Consider the following 19,101-nt stretch of genomic DNA (forward strand, 5'->3'; position numbering starts at 1 on the left):
GGGGACGTGCGGACAATGCCGCGACGGCCGCGACGGTGCGGTGCTCGAAGATGTCCTGCACCCGTAGTTCGTCGCCCAGTTCTCGCAGGATGCGGGCGCGCAGCCGGACGGCGCTCAGCGAGTCGCCGCCCATCCGGAAGAAGTCGTCGTCGATGCCGATGTCGGCCAGGCCGAGCACCTCGCGGAAGATCGCGGCGACGGCCCGTTCGCGGTCGGTGCGCGGCGGCTTGCCCGTCGAGCGCGAGAGGAAGTCGGGCCGCGGCAGCGACTGGATGTCCAGCTTGCCGTTCACCGTCAGCGGCCACTCGTCCACGGGGGTGACCGCGGCAGGCACCATGTGGGCCGGAAGCTGTTCGGCCAGTTGCCGTTCGACATCGGCGACCGCCGCATTGTCGACGCTGCGGACGTACGCGAGTAACTGCCCGTCCCGGACGATCGCCTTCGCGTCGGTGGCGCCGCACCGCCGCAGCACGGCCTCGATCTCGCCGAGTTCGATCCGGAAGCCGCGCAACTGGACCTGCTGGTCACCGCGTCGCAGGTACTCCAGGCCGTTGCGGGCCCGCCGCACGATGTCGCCGGACCGGTACATGCGAGCGCCCGGCGGACCGTACGGATCGGCGACGAACCGGACGGCGGTGAGCCCCGGCCGCCCGAGGTAACCGCGCGCCACCTGGGCGCCCGCCACGTACACCTCGCCCGTCGCCCACAGTGGCGCCTGACGCAGCCGCCCATCCAGGACGTGGGCGCCGACGCCGGACAGGCCGTCGCCGATGCCGCTGCCCACCGTGGCTTCCGTCACCACGTTCCGGCCCAGTGGCCGAAACGTCACGTGCACAGTGGTTTCGGTGATGCCGTACATGTTCACCAGCCGCGGCGCGTCGTCGTCGTGCCGGTCGAACCAGTCGCCGAGCCGAGACGGTGTCAGCGCCTCGCCGCCGAAGACGACATACCGCAGCGCCAGCGGGCGATCCGGCGGCGCGGCACGGTCGGCCTCGTCGAGTAGCGCGAATGCCGAAGGCGTCTGGCTCAATACCGTGACCCGCTCGCGAAACAGCAAGTCGCGGAACAGGTCCGGCGATCGAGATGTCGTATGGTCGACGATGACGGCCGTTCCGCCCGACACCAGGGCGCCCCACAGCTCCCACACGGCGAAGTCGAAGGCGAAGGAGTGGAACACGGTCCACACGTCGGTCGCGCGGAAGTCGAAGTGCGACAGGCCCTTCGTCAAGAGATGCACGAGGTTGCCGTGTGTAATCGCGACACCCTTCGGCGTGCCGGTCGAGCCGGAGGTGTAGATCACGTACGCGAGATCGCCTGATCGCACCCCTGGCACACCGCCATGCGTCTCGGCGACCGCACTCAGCCTGTTCCGCAACCTCATGTCGGATGCCGCGGTGGTCGAGTCACCTCCTGCGAGTCCACCTGTCGCCGTGGCGGTGGCACCTCCATCCGGCTCGATCAGCACCGATGTGCCGGCCGGTAACGTCGCGGAGAACTCGGCACCGGTCAGCACGCAGTCCGGCGCGGCGTCGGCCAGCAGGTCCTCGAGCCGCTTGCGTGGATACGAAGGATCGAGCGGCAGATATGCCGCGCCCGAACGCAATACGCCCAGCAAGGCGATCGGTACCTGTGCGGAGCGCTCGAGCAGAACGGCGACCAGCGATCCCGGCCCGATGCCGCGTGCCAGCAGCCGCTGCGCCAGCGTATCCGCGCGGTGCGACAACTCGGCATAGGTGAGCGTCTCGTCCCCGGCGCGTACGGCCACCGCGTCGGACGAGGCGAGCACCCGGGCGTCCACCAGATCCACCAATGTCTCCGCGACGGTCCGGCGCGCACCGTCGCTCCCCGGTAGACCGGCTTCCCGCACCCGCTGCTTCGACGCCGGACCACACTCAGCCGTCACGTCCACCCACACTCCTGATGATCTGCGGCCTTACCTCGAAGCGACCGACCAGCCCTGGCGACAGCCTGAACGGCTGTCCAGATCAGAACATCGGTGTCGGATCGGTCGATGTTAGGCATTTCGCCACTAATCTCGATGAGTGGGACGCGGACGTGGAAGGGATGGCCGGTGACCGGAACCGACGAGGCGATGACGGCGTGGCGAGTACTGCGGCCGGGTCCGATCGGGGGGGCGTCCCATGGACCAGGTGCGGGCGCCCGTCCGGGCCCCGGGGCCGGGCGAGCTCCTGGTGCGGGTGCTGGCGTGCGGGGTGTGCCGCACGGATCTGCATGTGGCGGAGGGGGATCTGCCCGTGCACCGGGCGGGTGTGGTGCCCGGCCACGAGGTGGTCGGCGAGGTGGTGGCGCTCGGCGCCGGGGTGGGTGAGTGGTTCGCGCGCGGCGATCGGGTCGGCATCGCGTGGCTGCGGCACACCTGCGGGACGTGCAAATTCTGCCGGCGCGGCGCGGAGAATCTGTGCCCCGAATCCCGCTACACCGGCTGGGACGCGGACGGCGGTTACGCCGAATACACCACTGTGCCGGTCGATTACGCGCACCCGCTGCCGCGCGGGTACGCCGACGCCGAACTGGCGCCGCTGCTGTGCGCGGGCATCATCGGCTATCGGGCGCTCCAGCGGGCGGCGCTGCCGCTGGGCGGCCGGCTGGGCATCTACGGTTTCGGCGGCAGCGCGCACTTGGCCGCGCAGGTCGCGCTGGCCCGCGGCGCCGAGGTGCACGTGATGACCCGCGACGCGAAGTCCCGCGAACTCGCCCGGGAACTGGGCGTGGCCTCGGTACAGGGCGCGGACGATCCGCCGCCGGTGGCGCTGGACGCGGCGATCCTGTTCGCACCGGTCGGCGACCTGGTGCTCCCGGCGCTGGCGGCGCTCGACCGCGGCGGCGTGCTGGCCGTCGCCGGCATCCATCTGACCGACATCCCGGTGCTGAACTACCAGCGTCATCTGTTCCAGGAGCGCGAGATCCGCTCGGTCACCGCGAACACCCGTGCGGATGCCCGCGAATTCCTGGCTTTCGCCGCCGAACATCATCTCGACGTCACCGTGCACCCGTATCCGCTGGCCGGCGCGGACCGGGCGCTGACCGATCTGGCGCACGGAAAGTTTGCCGGTGCGGCCGTGCTGATCCCCTGACACGCCGTAGACACGCCGAGTTTTCCACTCCTAGTTTGCGATTCGCGTGTGTTCTGCCGGGTTCTGCTGCTTTGCTGAAAAGAAAGTGGCGATGGGAATCGGAGGACCGGCGGAAATGCATCGGGTAACACAGCAGCAACACGTCCGTGCCGCACGGCCGTGGCTGTGGACGGCACTGGCCGTGGCGGTGGTGACGGCGGCGGCGCTGTGGGTGACCAGGCCCGATCCCAAGGCCTGCCATACCGCGCCGCCCGCGGCCGCGCCGCCCGTGCGCCCGGCCACGACGCCCGGAACCGGTGTGCCCGAACCGATCCCGGCCCTCGAGCAGATCGACCCGCCGCAGCCGGTGGAGGCGCGCTACTACACCTTCCGGCAGGGTGTCGCCTGTTCTATCCCGGACCTGCCGGTGGACGGTTTCTACGTCGGGGTGCCGACCGCCGAGTACGCGGGCAGCGCGGCCTGCGGCACCCTGGTCCAGCTCGACGGGCCGCTCGGTTCGGTACGCGCCCAGATCGTCGACCGGTGCCCGGGTTGCGCGCCCGGCCACTACGACCTCAGCACCGCCGCCTTCACCCGGATCGCCGACCGGAGCACGGGAGTCGCGCAGATCCGGTTGCGCCGCATCCACAATCCGGTCCCCATCCCCGAACTGTTCTACCGGGTGCAGGACGGCTCCTCGGCGCACTGGCTCGGCCTGCTGGTCGCCAACAGCGGAAACCCATTGACGCGCGTGGAGATTCGGCCGGAGACAGGCGGTCCGGGCCGCGTGCTGATCCGCGGGGCGGACAACTACTGGTCTACCTCCGGCGCGGGTCCCGGCCCCTTCACGGCACTGGTGACCGACTCCGAAGGCCATCAGGCGCGGATTCCGGGCATCGCCGTCGCGCCGGGGGAGTTGCGCCGCACCGGAATCGGGCTCTACACCTTCCCCGGTCCGGCGGCGGCTGTCACCGCTGCCGCGCCCGCTCCGCCCGTCACCGTGCCCGCGGCCGTGTGCGCGTGATCCCGGCCCGTGGTCGGCGGTAACGGAACGTCGCCCGGGAATTGCTGCTGGGTAACGAAATTCGTCCGGGCGTGGTTGTGGCGCGGCAATTGGGTATCGCTATAACAGAATTCGTTGCCACCTATGGGAATGCTCTCTACCTTGGCTGACATGGCCAATGACAATCGTCAGTGACAACAGTCACACGGCCACTCACAACGGCGTGAGTAGGTGAGAACCATGGGCGACCCGAAGGTGTTGCTGTCCGGAAAGTGGCGTATCGCTTGGATATTCGCTGCCCTGCTACTGCTGATGGGCATCGCGTATCCGGCTCCACAGGCGAACGCGCAATGGTGCGCGGACGTGGACGTGGTGGTGGCCAGAGGCACCGGGGAACCGGGCTATCTCGGCACGGGCGTGGGCGATCCGCTCTACGACGCCCTGCTGAATCGGCTACCCGTCGGTCTGAGCGCCTACCCGGTGAACTACCCGGCGGACCTGACCGACGTGTTCTCGGTGGGCAAGGGCAGCGCGGATCTCGTTGCGCACCTGGCCTATCAGGCGGCGGCGTGTCCCGATCAGCGGTTCATTCTGGCGGGCTATTCGCAGGGTGCGGTCGTGGTGCACACGGCGCTGGGCACCGGGATCACCAACGGCATTCCGGGCGCGGTCCGGATGGACGGTGAGCTGGGCGCACGCGTGTCCTCGGTGCTGCTGTTCGGCGATCCGCTGCGGCTGATCGGCTGGAGCGTGCCGGAACCGTATCTGTGGCGTACGGCCGACTATTGCGCGGCGGGCGATCCGATCTGCGGCGGCGGCCTCGACCCGAACGCGCACACCGTGTACGGCGGTTTCGTCAGTGCGGCAGCGGATTTCGCGGCCGACCGGCTGTGACCCGTCAGCGTCGCTCGATCCGGCCCGACGGAGGGTCGACGGCCCCGCGAGTCCGCAGGTAGGACTCCAGGGCGTCGAGGTCCGTCGGGCCGACCGCCGCCCGGTCGCCCTCGGTGAACACGGTAAAGCCGTCGCCGCCGGCGGCGAGGAAGTTGTTGGTCGAGACCGGGTACACCGCAACGGGATTCAGCGGTTGCCCGCCGATGCGCACGGTGTCGGCGAGTACCTTGCGGCCGGTGGGCGCGGCATCGGAATACGCGTAGCTGATACCGGCCACGGACAGCACACCGGCCTTGCCCGCGCCGTCCCACTGCTGCTCCAGCAGCCGGAGAAGCTGCTGACCGGTCAGCACCACCGTCACGACCTGATTGCCGAACGGCTGCACGGTGTAGGCGTTCTCGTAGGTGATGGCGCCGTCGGACAGGTCCGCGCGCACGCCACCCGCGTTCATGAACGCGGCGACGGCCCGGTCGGGGGCCATGGCGGCGAGCATGGCGTCGGCGATCAGATCGCCGAGCGGTGAGTCACCCGCCGGTGCGGGTTCGTTCGGCAGGGGAGCGGTCGCGGTGCCGATCACGCGTTCGGCGCGCGGTTCCGCCTGGGCGGCATAGAAATCCACGGTGCGAGCGGTCGCCGGATCCGGTGGCACATCCCGGGTGACGACGCGATTCACCGCGCGCGCGTCGACGGTGCCGTCGTGGAATCGCAGCGCGACATCGGTGATCAGCCGTCCGTAGGAGGCGGCCTGGGTGACCACCTTGCCCGCGATGGTGCAGTTGTACGCCTGGTGGCTGTGCGCGGTCATGATCACCCGAACCGAGGGGTCGGTGCGCTCGGCCAGCGCGGTGACGTTCGGGGTGATGTCGGCGCATCCGTTGTAGTCGAGCGGCGCGCCGTGGGTGCGCTGCGATCCGCCGTCGTGCATGAGCGCCACCACGGTTTCCGCGCCGGCGGCCCGCAGTTGCGGGACGAACTTATTAACGGCGTCGGCCTCGTCGCCGAAGGTGTAGCCGCGGATTCCCTCGGGCATCACGATGTTCACGGTCTCGGGAGTGACGGTGCCGATCACGCCGATCTTGTGGCCGCCCACCTCGAGCATCGTCCAGGGCCGCAGGCCGGGCGGGAGCTGCCCGTTGCCGTCGGTGACATTGGCGGCCAGGTAGGGGAATCGGGCGCCGGTGAACGGCTCACCCGGCACGCAGCCGTCCCAGGCGCAGCCGCCCCGCTGCAGGCGCACCAGTTCCGGTACCCCGTCGTCGAATTCGTGATTGCCGACCGCGGAGGCCGCGGTGCCGATGCTGCCGAGGAAGCCGATGGTCGGCTCGTCGTGGAACAGCGCCGATACCAGCGGGCTGGCGCCGATATTGTCTCCGGCGGCGAGCACGGCGCTGTCCGGATATGCCGACTTCAGCCTGGCCAGGTGGGTCGCGAGATAGGCCGCGCCGCCGGCGGGGAAGGTGGCGATGTGCCCGTTGCTGCCGGACGGGGGTTGGAGATTGCCGTGCAGGTCATTGAGGCCGAACAGGTGTACCTCGCCGGGCTGCGGTGTCGGCAGGTCATCCGTCGACACCAGCAGCACCGCACCGGGTTTCGGCGCGGGTGGTGCGGACCGATCACCGCATCCGGCCGACGCGAGCAGTACGAGGGCGGTCGCCAGCACCCCACCGATTCGATGACGAGCCTTCATAGGAAACGACTTTCGCAGAAGCCGCTGGCGTGTGCGCGACGAGCAGGTGAATTCTCGTCGGTTGCCCCTCTCGGGCCGGGTGTCGCCCTATCCGCCGATCAGCTGTGACACCGTCACGAAGCGGTACCCGCGGGCGCGGAGGCCGTCGACGATGGGGGCGACCGCGGCGCGTGAATCGGCCTGGTACATGGCGTGCAGGAGGATGATCGAGCCGGGTCGGACCGCATCGAGGGTATCGCCGACGATTCGTCCGGTCTCGGCGTCGCCGTGGGAATCCGGCTCGACGTCCCACATCACCGTCGTGCGATCGTGATCCGACAGGTACGTCGGCAGCGCGAACAGCTTCTTCCCGTACGGCGGGCGGAAGGTGATCGGGCCGTGGTACCCGGTCCGACGGATCTCGGCATCGGTCCGCTCGACCTCGTCGCGCACGGTCCCCGGGGTGACGAGGACGAACCGCCGATGGCTGTAGCTGTGGTTGCCGATCTCGTGCCCCGCCGCGGCGATGGCGGCGCCGTCCCCGGGGCGGGCCGCGAGATCACGTCCGACGAGGTAGAAGGTCGCCGGAACCGCCAGTGCGCCGAGCGTCGCCAGGATCTCCGGCGTGCGCTCGGTCGGTCCGTCGTCGAAGGTCAGCGCAACCACCTTGTCGGCCGTATCAATCCGATGCACCAGCCGTCCCGCCACCTGATAGGTGCGAGAGTTCATCAGCACGTAGAGTCCGGCGCAGGCCGCCACCACGACGACCAGGCCGAGCGCGACGGGGATGAGCAACCTGCGTTTCACCCGGTGCAAACTAGCACGCGGCCAGGTTCGGTCAGCTGCGGCGAGCGTGCCGCAAGGCCGGATTGCCCGGCGAAATCACCAGTGCAGGCCGGGGATTCCGTTCGCGATGCGGGCGGCGGGACCGGGCAGGCTCATCAGCGGTTGGAAGATCGGAGCCAGGGCGAGTAGCGGGCCGCCGGCGGGTTCGGCGTTCCGCGCGGGTGCGGTCTCGCGCGGGGTGTCCGAGGGGGTGGCGGACACCACTGCGCCTGCGCGCGTTGAGCTTTGCGAGTCGGCTGCCGTGCTGGGGATCTCCGCACTGCCGATGCTCGCTGCCTGGCGGGTGGGCGTCGAATCGCCGAGCATGTGGAAGCTGCGGTGCAGGATTGCCTTCTTGACCGAGGGCAGCACCGTGTCGACCAATTGCGCGAAGGTGCCGATCGGGGTGTCGATGCGGGTCGGGCGCTGTTCCAGGGCGCGGACCACGATCGCGGCCGCCTGTTCGGGAGTGTGGACCGGAAGAGAGCGGTACAGCTCGGTGGGGGCGATCATCGGCGTGCGCACCAGCGGCATCCGGACCGAGGTGAAAGTGATTCCGGCATCGGCGTTTTCGACCGCGGCGATCTCGCTGAAGGTATCCAGCGCCGACTTGCTGGCGACGTAGGCCGCGAACCGCGGCAGCTTGGTCTGCACGGCGATCGAGGAGATGTTCACGAAATGCCCGAAGCGGCGTTCCCGCATCGACGGCAGCAGCGCCAGGATCAGCCGTACCGCGCCGAAGTAGTTCACCGCCATGGTCCGTTCGAAATCGTGCATCCGGTCGGTGGATTCGAGGACCGAGCGGCGGATGGAGCGACCGGCGTTGTTGATGGCGTAGTCGACGTGATCGTGGTCGGCCAGCACCTGCTTGACCAGTAGCTCGACCGCCTTCTCGTCGGTGATGTCGCACGAGTACGCCTGCGCCGCACCGCTTTCCGCGCGCACCGCGGCGGCCGCGGATTCCAGTTCGTCCGGATTGCGGGCGACCATCAGCGCCGTGGCGCCGCGCCGGGCGACGGCGTGCGCGGTGGCCAGGCCGATACCGGAGGATGCGCCGGTGATGAGCACGACCCGGCCCCGCAGCGGGTCGCCGGTGCGGCGGGCGCGGTCGGGATCCAGATGTGCGCGCCAGTATTCCCAGAGCTTGTCGGCATAGGAGTCGAACGCGGGCACCGGCAGGCCGCGCAGCCGGGCGCGGGTGGAGTCGGAGACGAATTCGGACTCGAACGACACGTGCGGCGCGACTTCGGCGGGAATTCCCCACTGCTGCAACAACAAATCTCGAACCTGCGTGACGCCGGGCAACTGCGCCAGCGCCCGCAGCGCGGACTGGCTGCCCGGCACTGTGCCCAGCCCGGTCGGCGCCCCGGCGGCGCGGGCCAGCGCCGCGTAGACATCGCCGAACGGCTGCGGGTCCGGGTTGACCAGGTGGAAGGTGCGCCGGAGCAGCCCGGGGCGGGTGATCAGCCGGACCATGGCCGTCGCGACATAGTCGACCGGAACGATATTGGTGGCGCCCAGATCGGGCAGCGGGACCGGCAGGCCCGACGGCAGTCCCGCCAGGCGGGCGATGGCCGGGAAGAAGTAGTAGGGACCGTCGATCTTGTCCATCTCGCCGGTCCGGGAATCGCCGACGATGATCGACGGACGGTAGACCCGCCAGCGCAAACCCTTGGCCTCGCGCACCAGCTTCTCGGCCGCGAACTTCGTGCGATGGTACGGCGACGGCAGCTGCTGGCCGAGGTCGAAATCGTCCTCGAAGAACTTGCCGCGATGGTCACCGGCCACGGCGACCGACGACACGTGGTGCAGGACGGCGTCGAGTTCGGTCGCGAGGGCGATGACCGAGCGGGTGCCGGTGACATTCGCGGCGTAGGCGGTTTCCTCGTCGGCGGTCATGTCGTAGACCGCACCGAGGTGCACGATGTGCTCCACGCGCGGCGGAATATCCTGCAGGCCAAGGTTTTCCGAAGTCAGATCACCGATCAGCGGGAAGACGCGGTGCTGCGCGTCCCAGCTGTCGGCCAGCTCGGCGAGCTTGGCGACCGAGGCCTCGCGGACGAGCACGTGGACCACCGCGTCGTGATCGTGCTCGAGCAGGCCCTGCACCACGCGCCGTCCCAGGAATCCGGTGCCGCCGGTAACGAGATAGGAGACCATCGTCCCTCCTTGCCTGTCGAACTCGTTGTCGCGCAACAGCTTCCGCCGATGCGCAGCAATGTTCGCCCGACATGCATCGGTGGATGCGGACGCGGAATGATGCAGCCGCTAGCAGAGGCAGGGGCTGGATAGAAACACCTTCGTGTCTAACTGGTCAGTAACTTTAACGGTGGCGGGCGGGTGCTCGCAACCCGACGGCGCCTCTCGCGGTGTGGGTCTTGTCACCACGTGAGACGCCGTTCGGTATGTGTGTCAATGGATTTGATGTAACCGCGAGAACCAGGTGGCTACCCCTCGGCAATCATCGGTTCGGCGGAGATCAGCCCTGCTGACGGACCGGGAATTCCTCTGCCAGTTCCTGGAACAGAGCGGTGTTGAACGCGAAGGCGCGCTGGCATTCACCGAGGACACGCTGCTTCTCGAGATCGTCGACGGCCAGCTGGTCCAGCAGGACGCGGTACTCCCGCTTGAACGCGGCCGGGTTGGGAATCTTGTCGAAGACGTAGAACCGCACGCCGTCACCACGTTTGGGCAAATGCCACAGCTTCTCGGCGGTGCCGCGGATGACCTGCCCGCCGGACAGGTCGCCGAGGTAGCGCGTGTAGTGGTGGGCGACGTAACCGGCCGGCCAGGTGCGCGCGCAGTCCTCGATGCGGGCGGCGTAGTCGGCGGTGGCGGGCAGCGGATCGAGGTCGCCGCGCCAGTTCTCGCCGCCGAGATGGGCGAGATCGGCCTCGAGGTGCGCCAGCCGCGCCAATTCGGGACGGACGAACGGACCGGCCACCGGATCATCGGCGAGGTCTCCCCAGTGCGCCTCCAACGCGCGGTACACATGCCACAGCTGGCCGGTATAGCGGTAGAACGCCGCCACGCCGAGGGCACCGCCGAGCATGTCGCTCATGAACGTGGAGTTCTCCGCGTCCGCGTGCTGCCGCTCGGTAGCGGTGCGGATCTGCGTCGAGAACGGCACGGTCTCCGACGATGGTGAAGTCTTCGGCATGGATCCTGCTTCCTCACCCGACCCCGGGATCACAACTATGGGTTACCTAACTTTTCTATCTAGACCATACCCGGGCGCTGGACCACACGAATCAAACTTTCGGACGAAAGCCGGTCAGCGGGCGAGGAGGGTTTGGTGGGTTGCGCGGGAGAGTTTTTCGGGATTGCGGACGGAGTAGAGGCCGGTGATGCGGGTGTCGTCGACGCGGACCGTCATGATGGTGTCGACCTCGCCGTCGAGGCGGAGGATGAGTGCCGGGTAGCCGTTGATCTGCGCCGGTTCCACCGTCATCTCGTGGCCGATGCGGGGGAGGCCGCTCGCGAGCAGGGCGGCCACGGAGTCGGCGCCGACGATGGGTTGCAGGGCGGCCTGTTTGATGCCGCCGCCGTCGCCCAGGAACACGACATCGGGGGCGAGTTGATCGAGTAGGCCCTGGATGTCGCCGGTTTCGATGGCGCGCTGGAATGCCTCGATCGCCTGGCGGGTGTCGGCGGGGGAGATCACCCCGCGCGGGCGGCGGGCGGCGACGTGTGCCCGGGCGCGGTGGGCGATCTGGCGAACGGCGGCCGGGGTCTTGTCGACGGCCTCGGCGATCTCGTCGTAGCCGAGGTCGAACACCTCCCGCAGCACGAAGACCGCGCGCTCGGTCGGCGCGAGGGTCTCGAGCACCAGCAGCATCGCCATCGACACGTGCTCGGCGAGTTCCACGTCCTCGGCGACATCGGGCGCGGTCAGCAGCGGCTCGGGTAGCCACGGGCCGACGTAGGACTCCTTGCGGCGCCCGAGCGAGCGCAGTCGCATGAGTGCCTGGCGCGTGGTGATGCGCACCAGGTAGGCGCGCTGATCCTGCACCGTGGCCAGGTCCACGGCCACCCATTTCATCCAGGTCTCCTGCAGGACGTCCTCGGCGTCGGCGGCCGAGCCGAGCATCTCGTAGGCGACGGTGAACAGCAGGTTCCGGTGGGTGACGAAGACGCCGGTGGCGTCGGCGGTGGGCTTGCTCATGGGTGGCTCCGGTCTGCTCGCTGTTCGACTCTCGCCCACACGATGCCGAGGCGTGCCCGTTTGTGACAGCCATGGGCGGTGGCATAGGTCACATCGTCGCGCTGTCACGGAGATCGGCGCACCGGCATCTTGTGGTCGTTCGATCAACGACACAGTGAGGACGACATCATGGAACCCCGTTTCAACATGTTCGACAGTGAACTCGGCGCGAAGTTCGCCAAGCGATTCGGCAATGCCAGCCTGGTGGTCGTGCAGTCGGACCTGCCGAAGGCCACGCAGGACCTGATGATGTTGCGCGTCAGCCAGATCAACGGCTGCGCGTATTGCACCGACATGCACAGCAAGGACCTGGCGCATGCCGGCGAGTCGGTCGCTCGCATCAACCTGGTCGCCGCCTGGCGCGAGTCCACCGTCTACACCGAGCCCGAACGGGCCGCGCTCGCGCTCGCCGAGGAGGGCACCCGGATCGCCGACGCCCACACCGGCGTGTCCGACGAAACCTGGGCCGCCGTCCGCAAGCACTACGACGACGACCAGATTGCCGCCCTTGTCGCCTTGGTCGCCCAGATCAACGCGGCCAATCGGCTGGGGGTGATCGTCCGCCAGCAAGGTGGGTCGTACGAGCCCGCGCCGAACTGAAGTCCGGGGGTGCCCGGTTCACTTCGAGGCGCGGCTGGTGAAGGAAAGCATCCGGTTCAGTCTCACAGCGCGACGTCGGCAGTTTCCACACGCCGGCACCCCCGCCTGCTCGGTGCCTTTCTCGATCACGTCACCGAGTCCGATTTCTGTTTTGACCAGCCATCGCGGTAAACGCACCACGAAGAGAGGTCCGCGCTTGTGTCGTTGTCTCGCAATCGGATTCGGCATGTTACTCGGGGCTCGTTCCCACACCGTTTATCTGCTTCTGATGGTCCCATTTCTTACCGTCGAACACCGACCACCACAATGCCTGATCGCCCAGCATTCCTTTCCATACCGCGAAAAGCGAGTCATCGAAATTCGCGAGGCCGGGACCGATGCTCGAGGCGACGCCCTCGATACGTTGCTGAGGCGCCCAACCGCGGCCGTCGAACGAAGACCACCAGATGCCCTGGTCGCCCGCTTGCCCCTTCCATGCCGCGTATAGCTTTCCGTCGAAACTCGCCAGCGAGGGGCCGATGCTGGAAGCCACCCCTGGGATGTTTTGCTGAGCTGCCCACGACACCCCGTCGGACGAAGACCACCAAAGCCGCTCGTCGCCCTCGACGCCCTTCCACGCGGCGTAGAGCCGTCCATCGAACTCGGCCAGCGCGGGCCCGATGCTGGAGCCGACCCACGGAATGGCTTGCTGCGGTTCCCATTCCTGCCCGAACCAGGATGACCACCAAATCCGGTCGTCGCCGTCGACGCCTTTCCACGCGGCGTACAGTCGTCCGTCGAACTCGGCCAGCGCAGGTCCGATGCTGGAGCCCGCGCCCGGTACGGCGCGCTGGGGAGCCCACGAGGAACCGTCGTACGAGGACCACCACAGCCGCTGGTCACCGGTCACGCCTCGCCAAGCCGCGTACAACTTGCCCCCGACGCTCGCCAGCGACGGCCCGATACAGGACCCCACATCATCGATGTGGCGCTGGGCGGCCCAATTGCTGCCGTCGCAGGTGGACCACCACAATCCTTGATCGCCGGTGATGCCTTTCCACGCGGCGTACAGCTGGCGGTTCACGGCCGACAACCCGGGCGCCCGACCGTCGATGGAGGCTATCGTCAGGGCCGCCCCGGGGTACGCGCCGCCGCCGGCGAGAGCACATTCTCCACTGGGAGAGAGAGGATCATCGAACCATTCGGTGACGTGAAACGTGGTCCCGCTGCCCAGTCCGAGGTCAGGACCCGACCATTCGTAGAGCGTCCCGTTCTCACACCCCTGGTAGTCCGCCCAGACCGCAAACTTCGTCGAGTGAACCCATTCGAAATCGTACTGCCACGCCATTCCGTGCCGCGTGCAGGTATCGAACCATTCCCAGGGCCACCCCCCTGGACACCAATATTTATGATCATGTGGAACGAGCCTTCCCATGGTGCACTCCCTGTCCCCGCCGACTTTGCTATATAGATACGCCGTCTCACTGCACCATGCCGCTTACCCGGCTTCTAGAGCAGAAGGCCCCTGACTATGGTCTGTTTTCGCCCGACAGAGTAATTCAGGGCGGGACGGCCCCTGTTTCGAGCGTCGATGTGGAAAGGGCGTGAGTGCGCGCGGATTTCGACGCTACTTGCCGTGCGCGTTGTTCGTGGGCGCGAATTCGACACCACTGTAGGGGTGAGGGTGTCCGGCCTGTCGATCCAGGCCATCGAACCATCCCTACAAGGATGTCCCCAACCAGGATGCGAATCCGAGCAGGCTGTCCTGCTGCCGTCGCTGGGCCGAAGCGATGCCGTGCAGTGTCTCCCGGACCGACGGATGCAGCCGGATTTGCTGCGGCGCGGCGATGCGGGCCTTGTTCAGCGCGATCAGGGCCTTGTCCGGTTTACCGGCCATCAGCCATGCACGGGCATTGTCCTGCCAGTGGTGCCCGGCACGCGGCGCGGCCATATCGGCAGGCAACCGCAATGTCGCGCCGTAGGTGGCCGCCTTGCCCGGATCTCCTGCCTCGAGTTCGACCGCGCAGGCGTGTATCTCGACGTTTCCGGGCCCGAAATCGGTTGTGTAGAGGTCGCTTTCACGACTCATCGGCTTCGCGATCCGGCGAGCCGCGGCGATGTGGTCCTGCGCGACGTCCAGTCGTCGGCCGCGGGCCGCGACGATCGCGCCGCGCAGATGGCCGTAACCGCGGAGCACGCGCTCGTTCTCGGTTTCCCCGGGCACCAGGCTCAGTCCCCGGTCGATCAGCGAGATCGCGACGTCGGTCGATCCGTGCGACATCAGCAATCTGGACCGCTTCATCAGGCTTCGCACCGCGTAGCCGGGATCATCGGTCTGCGCGGCGGCCCAATCCAGCCGATCGAGTACCAACGCAGTCAGCGAGGAGTAGCCCAGCCGGCAGCACGCGCATTCGGCGGCAATATAAGCGCCGCAAAGCATTTCATACGCCCGAACACGTGCCGGACCGGACGAGGTCTGGATGGCACCGTGCAGCTGCCGGATCAACGTGGGCAGCATTGCCAGTGCGCGCCGAGTCTTGTCGCCGCGCAGAGCCGCTTCCACGACGGAAAGCTGACTCGCAGACTGCGTTTCCGACGGTGCCTCGAGCGGCTGCACATACGTGCCTTCGGCCATGACCGCGCGCAGCTCGCCCAACCCTTCGAGCGGCCCGTCTTCTTCGAGCGACTCGACATACGGCGTGCCCTGCAACCGATCCGGGTCCACCCCGAGCGCCTTCGACACAGCCGCGACAAAGCCCGGCGACGCGACCTCCCGCCCCTGCTCGACCGCCTTGACCATGCTCAGGCTGTACCGAGCGCGACCGGCCAACTGCACCTGGCTCAAACCCGCGATCTTTCGTTCCGAGGCAATGGCCTGCCCCACATGCCGGCCCATAGGTCGAGGGTAGACCCGGTATCGCACGGTCATTGGAGGATGTTGCGCTCTGTTTCTGAGCGGTCTCCCGGCGCTGACCGCGGCGATTGTTGGTGGAGCCCATCGCAGCTGTGAAAGGGGACTGGCCGGATTTGCTTCGCCGTCCGGGGCGCCGCAGACATAGATTGCTGTGTTCCCGCGTAGGAGCTGTTGCCGAAGTCCATCGGCGACCGTGACCCTCGAGTTCCACACGCCGAGCGGGATCAGCCGTAGCGTGGCCGTATGAGTGTTGTTGGCGGGCGGGTGAAGAATGCTCGTAAGCGTGCCGGGATGACACAACGTGAATTGGCGGGGGCTGCGGGGGTCTCGTTGTCTCAGTTGCGCAAGATCGAGCAGGGAGACTACGAGCCGCGTCTGGAGACGCTGCGGGCGTTCGCCGTGGCGATGCACTTGCGGACCTCTGCGCTGCAGGTAAAGCCCGATTACGAGCAGCCCGACAGTGGTACCGAGGAGCAGTGGCGGCCTGTTTTGCGCGCGCTGTTCGGTAACAGCCCACAGCCGGATGAACCTGCCACTGTCGACGGCGTGCAGGCGATGCTTCGCACGGTGCAAGCGATGATCGGTGCCGACCGGTATCAGGAAGTAACGGTATTGCTGCCCAGCTTGATTCGCGATGTGGACAGCCTCGAGGACGGACGCGCGTTTCGTTTCAAGGTGCTGAATGTCGCGGCGTCGCTGCTCGCGCAGACTCGGCAATTCGAGGCGGCCGACATGGTGCTCAGCCGTGCGGTCGACGTCGCGGAGACTCATCTGGAAGCGGCTACGGCCGTGGACACGTTGCTGTGGTCGCTGCTGCGGCAGGGCCGGTTGGATGATGCTCGGTCGATGGCGGTCCGCTGGGCAGATGACATCGAACCGCGGTTCTCGCGCGCCAGCTTGCAGACGGTGGCGATGTGGGGGCGGCTGTGGTTGAAGATCGCGAATGCGGCCGTGCGCGACAATCAGCCGAGCGAAGTCGAGGATGCCTTGGCTTTGGCGCGGGCGGCGGCCGCTCGGATCGGGCACGACGTCTATGTCGACCGGCTGCTGGGTCGCACGTTCGGGCCGCTCGAGGTCTCGTACATCGCTGCCGAGTCGTTCGTCATCTCCCACGAGCCGGAGAAGACGCTCGCGATCGCGTCCAACGTGCCGGCCCCGCCGATCGAACCCGCGGGTGCCAGCCGGATGCGCCACAAGCTCGATGTGGCCAATGCGCATACTCAGATGGGCAGGTTCGGCGAGGCCCTCGAGTCGTTCCGGACTGTGCAGCGGACAGCGCCGGAATGGCTTGTGCAGCAACGTTATGCGCGTGACATCCTCGGCGAGGTAGTACGCAAACGGCGCACCCTCACGCCTGATATGCGAGAGCTGGCTGACGCCGTTCAGCTCGATTACTGAGCCGCGAGAAACGTCCCACGAATGGCACTTCCGGCCTTCCGGGGTCGGAAGTGTCATTGTTTGTGCTGTTCGTGGCTGTGACTCTCTATTCGGCCCCATCGCCGGGTGGTAGCCGACTCCTTGGCTTCGCGGCTCTCTGGCGGTGGGCGCTTCCAATCGATGGCGGAGCGGGAGGCGGGCGGGTATGAGGGCAGTTTCGACAACGCTGAGCGGCACGGGATGGCTCTTGCTGCTTCTGATTTCGGCGTTGGTCGTGTTGACTGTGGCGTTGATCCGGTTACCGCTGCGTGGTGAGCGCCGGAGTGATCGCTCGTGAAGCTCGGCAGGCCTGTCGCATTGGGTTGGGTGCACCCGGAATCGGTTGCGCTGGAATGGGATATGGCGCAGGTGCGGCGGCTGGCGCAGCGGTTGGGCTACAGCTTGGTGTGGGCGCCGGAAGATAGTCGCATTCCTCTCGTCGACCAGGTGCGGGCGGCTGGTGCGGAGGTTGTGATCGCCCCGGCCGCAGTGCATTTCGATGTCATGACCTTGAATGCGGTGATGTGTGTGGCCGACATCGAAACGGTGTGTCCGAGACTGAGTTTCGCTCGGTGGGTGGTGAAACAGTCTCCCGATCGGACGATTCGGTGAGCTGGCGAGTTACCGGGCTTCAGTCGGCGGCGGCGAGGGCTGCGGTGTATTGGGCGTCGGTGACGGGCTCGAGCCAGGTGGTGCCGTCGCCCACGACCAGGGCGAGGTGGGCCATGAGGGTGGTGTCGGTGGCACCGTGCCAGTGTTCTTCGCCGGGCGGGCACGTGATGGTTTGCCCGGCGGTGATGCGCAGGGTCCGGCCGTCGCGGGTGCCGACCAGGCCGACGCCGTCGGTGACGTGCAAGGTTTGGCCCAAGGCGTGGGAGTGCCAGTTGGTGCGCGCGCCGGGCGTGAAGCGGACCAGGGCGGCGGCCAGGCGGGCGGGTTCGGTGGGGGTCTGGATCATGTTCAAATAGACGTCACCGGTGAAGCGTTCGGCGGGGGCCTTGGCGGTGGGGGTGCTGGCGATCCTTTCCATACGACTCCTTTCGCCCAGGTTGGGGGCTGCGTGGTGAGGGGCGGACGCGATCAGACTGTGAGCAGGACCTTCGTCGCGCGGCGCTGGTCCATCGCGCGGTAGCCGTCGGCGGCTTCGTCGAGCGGCAAGGTCAGGTCGAAGACGTCGCCGGGGTCGATCACTCCGCGCATGATGAGGTCGATCAGGTCGGGCAGGAAGCGGCGCACCGGGGCGGGACCGCCGTGCAGGTGCACCTCGGCAAAGAACAGCTCCATCCCGTCCAACTGCACGTCGTGGGCCACACCGACGTAGCCGATGTGACCGCCGGGGCGGGCGGACCGGATGGCCTGCTCCATCGACTCCTGGGTACCGACTGCTTCGATGACCGAGTGCGCGCCCAGCCCGCCGGTGAGTTCCTTGATCCGAGCCACGCCCGCGTCACCGCGCTCCTCGACGATGTCGGTGGCGCCGAATTTCCTTGCCAGCGCTTGCCTTTCGGGATGCCGGCTCATGGCGATGATCCGCTCCGCGCCGAGCTGGGCGGCGGCCAGCACACCGAGCAACCCGACCGCGCCGTCACCCACGACAGCGACCGTCTTGCCCGGGCCGGCCTCGGCGGCCACCGCGGCGAACCATCCGGTGCCGAGCACGTCGGAGGCGGCCAGCAGGTGCCGTACCTGTTCCGGCGTCGGCTCACCGGGGACACGAACCAGGGTGCCGTCGGCCAGGGGAATGCGGGCACGCTCGGCCTGGGTGCCGATCGACCCCATCACCACGGCATGGACACACCGGGACTGATAGCCCGCGCGGCAGATCTCGCAGGTGTTGTCGGAGGCGAAGAACGATCCCACCACGAAATCGCCGACCCGCAACTCCCGCACCTCAGGGCCGATCTCCTCCACGACGCCCACGTATTCGTGGCCCATCGGGGCCGGTCCATTCAGGGCCTCGACCCCGCGGTACGGCCACAGATCCGACCCGCAGATACAGGTGGCGGTGACGCGGATGACCGCGTCGGTCGGCGCGACGATCCGGGGATCGTCCCGCTCCTCGACCCGCACGTCGCCGGGGGCGTACATGACGACTCCACGCATGATCGGCTCCTTGTCTGTCGGTTCGGTGCTACCCGGATCCATCTCGTGGTTCCCAGTCGGCCCTCGTTCAACCGATCGAGACGGGTCCTGTCGTGGGTGTACGGGCGTGACCGGCCGATCCTCCACCCGGGTCCCGAGCTTCCGGCCTGATACCGGCAGGGGCCTCCGCGCCCGAGGCGACGTGCCGACCCGAGCGAGCCTTTCTCGGCTCGGTTCCCCGAGTGGGGAAGTCCGGCGATGCCACTGCGCGGGTGGTGCGTCCTAACATACGGGGCAGTTCGATCGCGCAGCCCGAGTATCGGTCCGCCGGGCCGCGTCCCAGCCCCGGGGGCCGGCCCGCCGCCGCCGTGTAAAACGCAGACGCAGAAAAAGAATTGTGAGGGGAAAGCCGCGGGGGCCCCCCCAGAGATGGGACGGCGGTTT

At 67.8% G+C, this 19,101-nt stretch carries 15 protein-coding genes and 1 pseudogene; 6 read left to right on the plus strand and 10 right to left on the minus strand.

What is annotated here, in order from left to right; genetic code table 11:
* Nucleotides 1–1,909: amino acid adenylation domain-containing protein (locus tag QH470_RS11940; RefSeq protein WP_280272389.1), on the minus strand; the 1,909-nt coding region annotated here is incomplete at its 3' end.
* Nucleotides 1,910–2,092: 183 nt separating this feature from the next.
* Here QH470_RS11940 and QH470_RS11945 point away from each other — a divergent pair.
* From QH470_RS11945 to QH470_RS11955, 3 genes and pseudogenes are all read left to right on the plus strand, one after another.
* Nucleotides 2,093–3,095, plus strand: a pseudogene (locus QH470_RS11945) (zinc-binding alcohol dehydrogenase family protein).
* Between the two features lie 115 nt (nt 3,096–3,210).
* The gene (locus tag QH470_RS11950) at nt 3,211–4,098 is read left to right on the plus strand and encodes an expansin EXLX1 family cellulose-binding protein (protein ID WP_280272390.1); all 888 of its coding nucleotides are present in this window, start codon (nt 3,211–3,213) and stop codon (nt 4,096–4,098) included.
* A 219-nt stretch (nt 4,099–4,317) separates the two neighbouring features.
* On the plus strand, nt 4,318–4,971 hold the full coding sequence (locus QH470_RS11955; protein ID WP_280272391.1) for a cutinase family protein: 654 nt from the start codon (nt 4,318–4,320) through the stop codon (nt 4,969–4,971).
* Between the two features lie 4 nt (nt 4,972–4,975).
* Here the strand turns inward: QH470_RS11955 and QH470_RS11960 are convergent, their stop codons facing one another.
* The 5 genes from QH470_RS11960 to QH470_RS11980 form a co-directional block, all read right to left on the minus strand.
* Complete coding sequence (locus tag QH470_RS11960; RefSeq protein ID WP_280272392.1) at nt 4,976–6,658, minus strand: bifunctional metallophosphatase/5'-nucleotidase; 1,683 nt, start codon at nt 6,656–6,658, stop codon at nt 4,976–4,978.
* Nucleotides 6,659–6,745: 87 nt separating this feature from the next.
* Nucleotides 6,746–7,444, minus strand: a complete 699-nt coding sequence (locus tag QH470_RS11965; RefSeq protein WP_280272393.1) for a polysaccharide deacetylase family protein — start codon at nt 7,442–7,444, stop codon at nt 6,746–6,748.
* A 75-nt stretch (nt 7,445–7,519) separates the two neighbouring features.
* On the minus strand, nt 7,520–9,622 hold the full coding sequence (locus QH470_RS11970) for an SDR family oxidoreductase (protein WP_280272394.1): 2,103 nt from the start codon (nt 9,620–9,622) through the stop codon (nt 7,520–7,522).
* A 319-nt stretch (nt 9,623–9,941) separates the two neighbouring features.
* Nucleotides 9,942–10,622, minus strand: a complete 681-nt coding sequence (locus tag QH470_RS11975) for a biliverdin-producing heme oxygenase (protein WP_280272395.1) — start codon at nt 10,620–10,622, stop codon at nt 9,942–9,944.
* A gap of 114 nt (nt 10,623–10,736) precedes the next feature.
* Nucleotides 10,737–11,627, minus strand: coding sequence for an RNA polymerase sigma-70 factor (locus tag QH470_RS11980; protein ID WP_280272396.1), 891 nt, complete (start codon nt 11,625–11,627; stop codon nt 10,737–10,739).
* A gap of 168 nt (nt 11,628–11,795) precedes the next feature.
* On the opposite strand from QH470_RS11980, the gene QH470_RS11985 reads away from it, so the two are divergent.
* Nucleotides 11,796–12,266: a carboxymuconolactone decarboxylase family protein gene (locus QH470_RS11985; RefSeq protein WP_280272397.1), complete on the plus strand. Its 471-nt coding sequence runs from the start codon at nt 11,796–11,798 to the stop codon at nt 12,264–12,266.
* A gap of 229 nt (nt 12,267–12,495) precedes the next feature.
* Here QH470_RS11985 and QH470_RS11990 read toward each other — a convergent pair whose 3' ends face one another.
* Together QH470_RS11990 and QH470_RS11995 are read right to left on the minus strand one after the other, a co-directional pair.
* On the minus strand, nt 12,496–13,329 hold the full coding sequence (locus QH470_RS11990; RefSeq protein ID WP_280272398.1) for a hypothetical protein: 834 nt from the start codon (nt 13,327–13,329) through the stop codon (nt 12,496–12,498).
* A 636-nt stretch (nt 13,330–13,965) separates the two neighbouring features.
* On the minus strand, nt 13,966–15,141 hold the full coding sequence (locus QH470_RS11995) for a helix-turn-helix domain-containing protein (protein ID WP_280272399.1): 1,176 nt from the start codon (nt 15,139–15,141) through the stop codon (nt 13,966–13,968).
* A gap of 261 nt (nt 15,142–15,402) precedes the next feature.
* Here QH470_RS11995 and QH470_RS12000 point away from each other — a divergent pair, with 261 nt between their 5' ends.
* Nucleotides 15,403–16,557 (plus strand): helix-turn-helix domain-containing protein, encoded by a 1,155-nt coding sequence (locus tag QH470_RS12000; protein WP_280272400.1) that lies wholly within the window; start codon nt 15,403–15,405, stop codon nt 16,555–16,557.
* Between the two features lie 312 nt (nt 16,558–16,869).
* On the plus strand, nt 16,870–17,187 hold the full coding sequence (locus QH470_RS12005; protein WP_280272401.1) for a hypothetical protein: 318 nt from the start codon (nt 16,870–16,872) through the stop codon (nt 17,185–17,187).
* A gap of 19 nt (nt 17,188–17,206) precedes the next feature.
* Here the strand turns inward: QH470_RS12005 and QH470_RS12010 are convergent, their stop codons facing one another.
* Entirely contained in the window at nt 17,207–17,605 is a 399-nt protein-coding gene (locus QH470_RS12010) for a (R)-mandelonitrile lyase (protein ID WP_280272402.1), read from the minus strand.
* Nucleotides 17,606–17,655: 50 nt separating this feature from the next.
* On the minus strand, nt 17,656–18,678 hold the full coding sequence (locus QH470_RS12015) for a zinc-dependent alcohol dehydrogenase family protein (RefSeq protein WP_280272403.1): 1,023 nt from the start codon (nt 18,676–18,678) through the stop codon (nt 17,656–17,658).
* Nucleotides 18,679–19,101: the final 423 nt, after the last annotated feature.

The sequence above is a fragment of the Nocardia wallacei genome (genome assembly GCF_029868745.1).
GTDB lineage: Bacteria > Actinomycetota > Actinomycetes > Mycobacteriales > Mycobacteriaceae > Nocardia > Nocardia wallacei_B.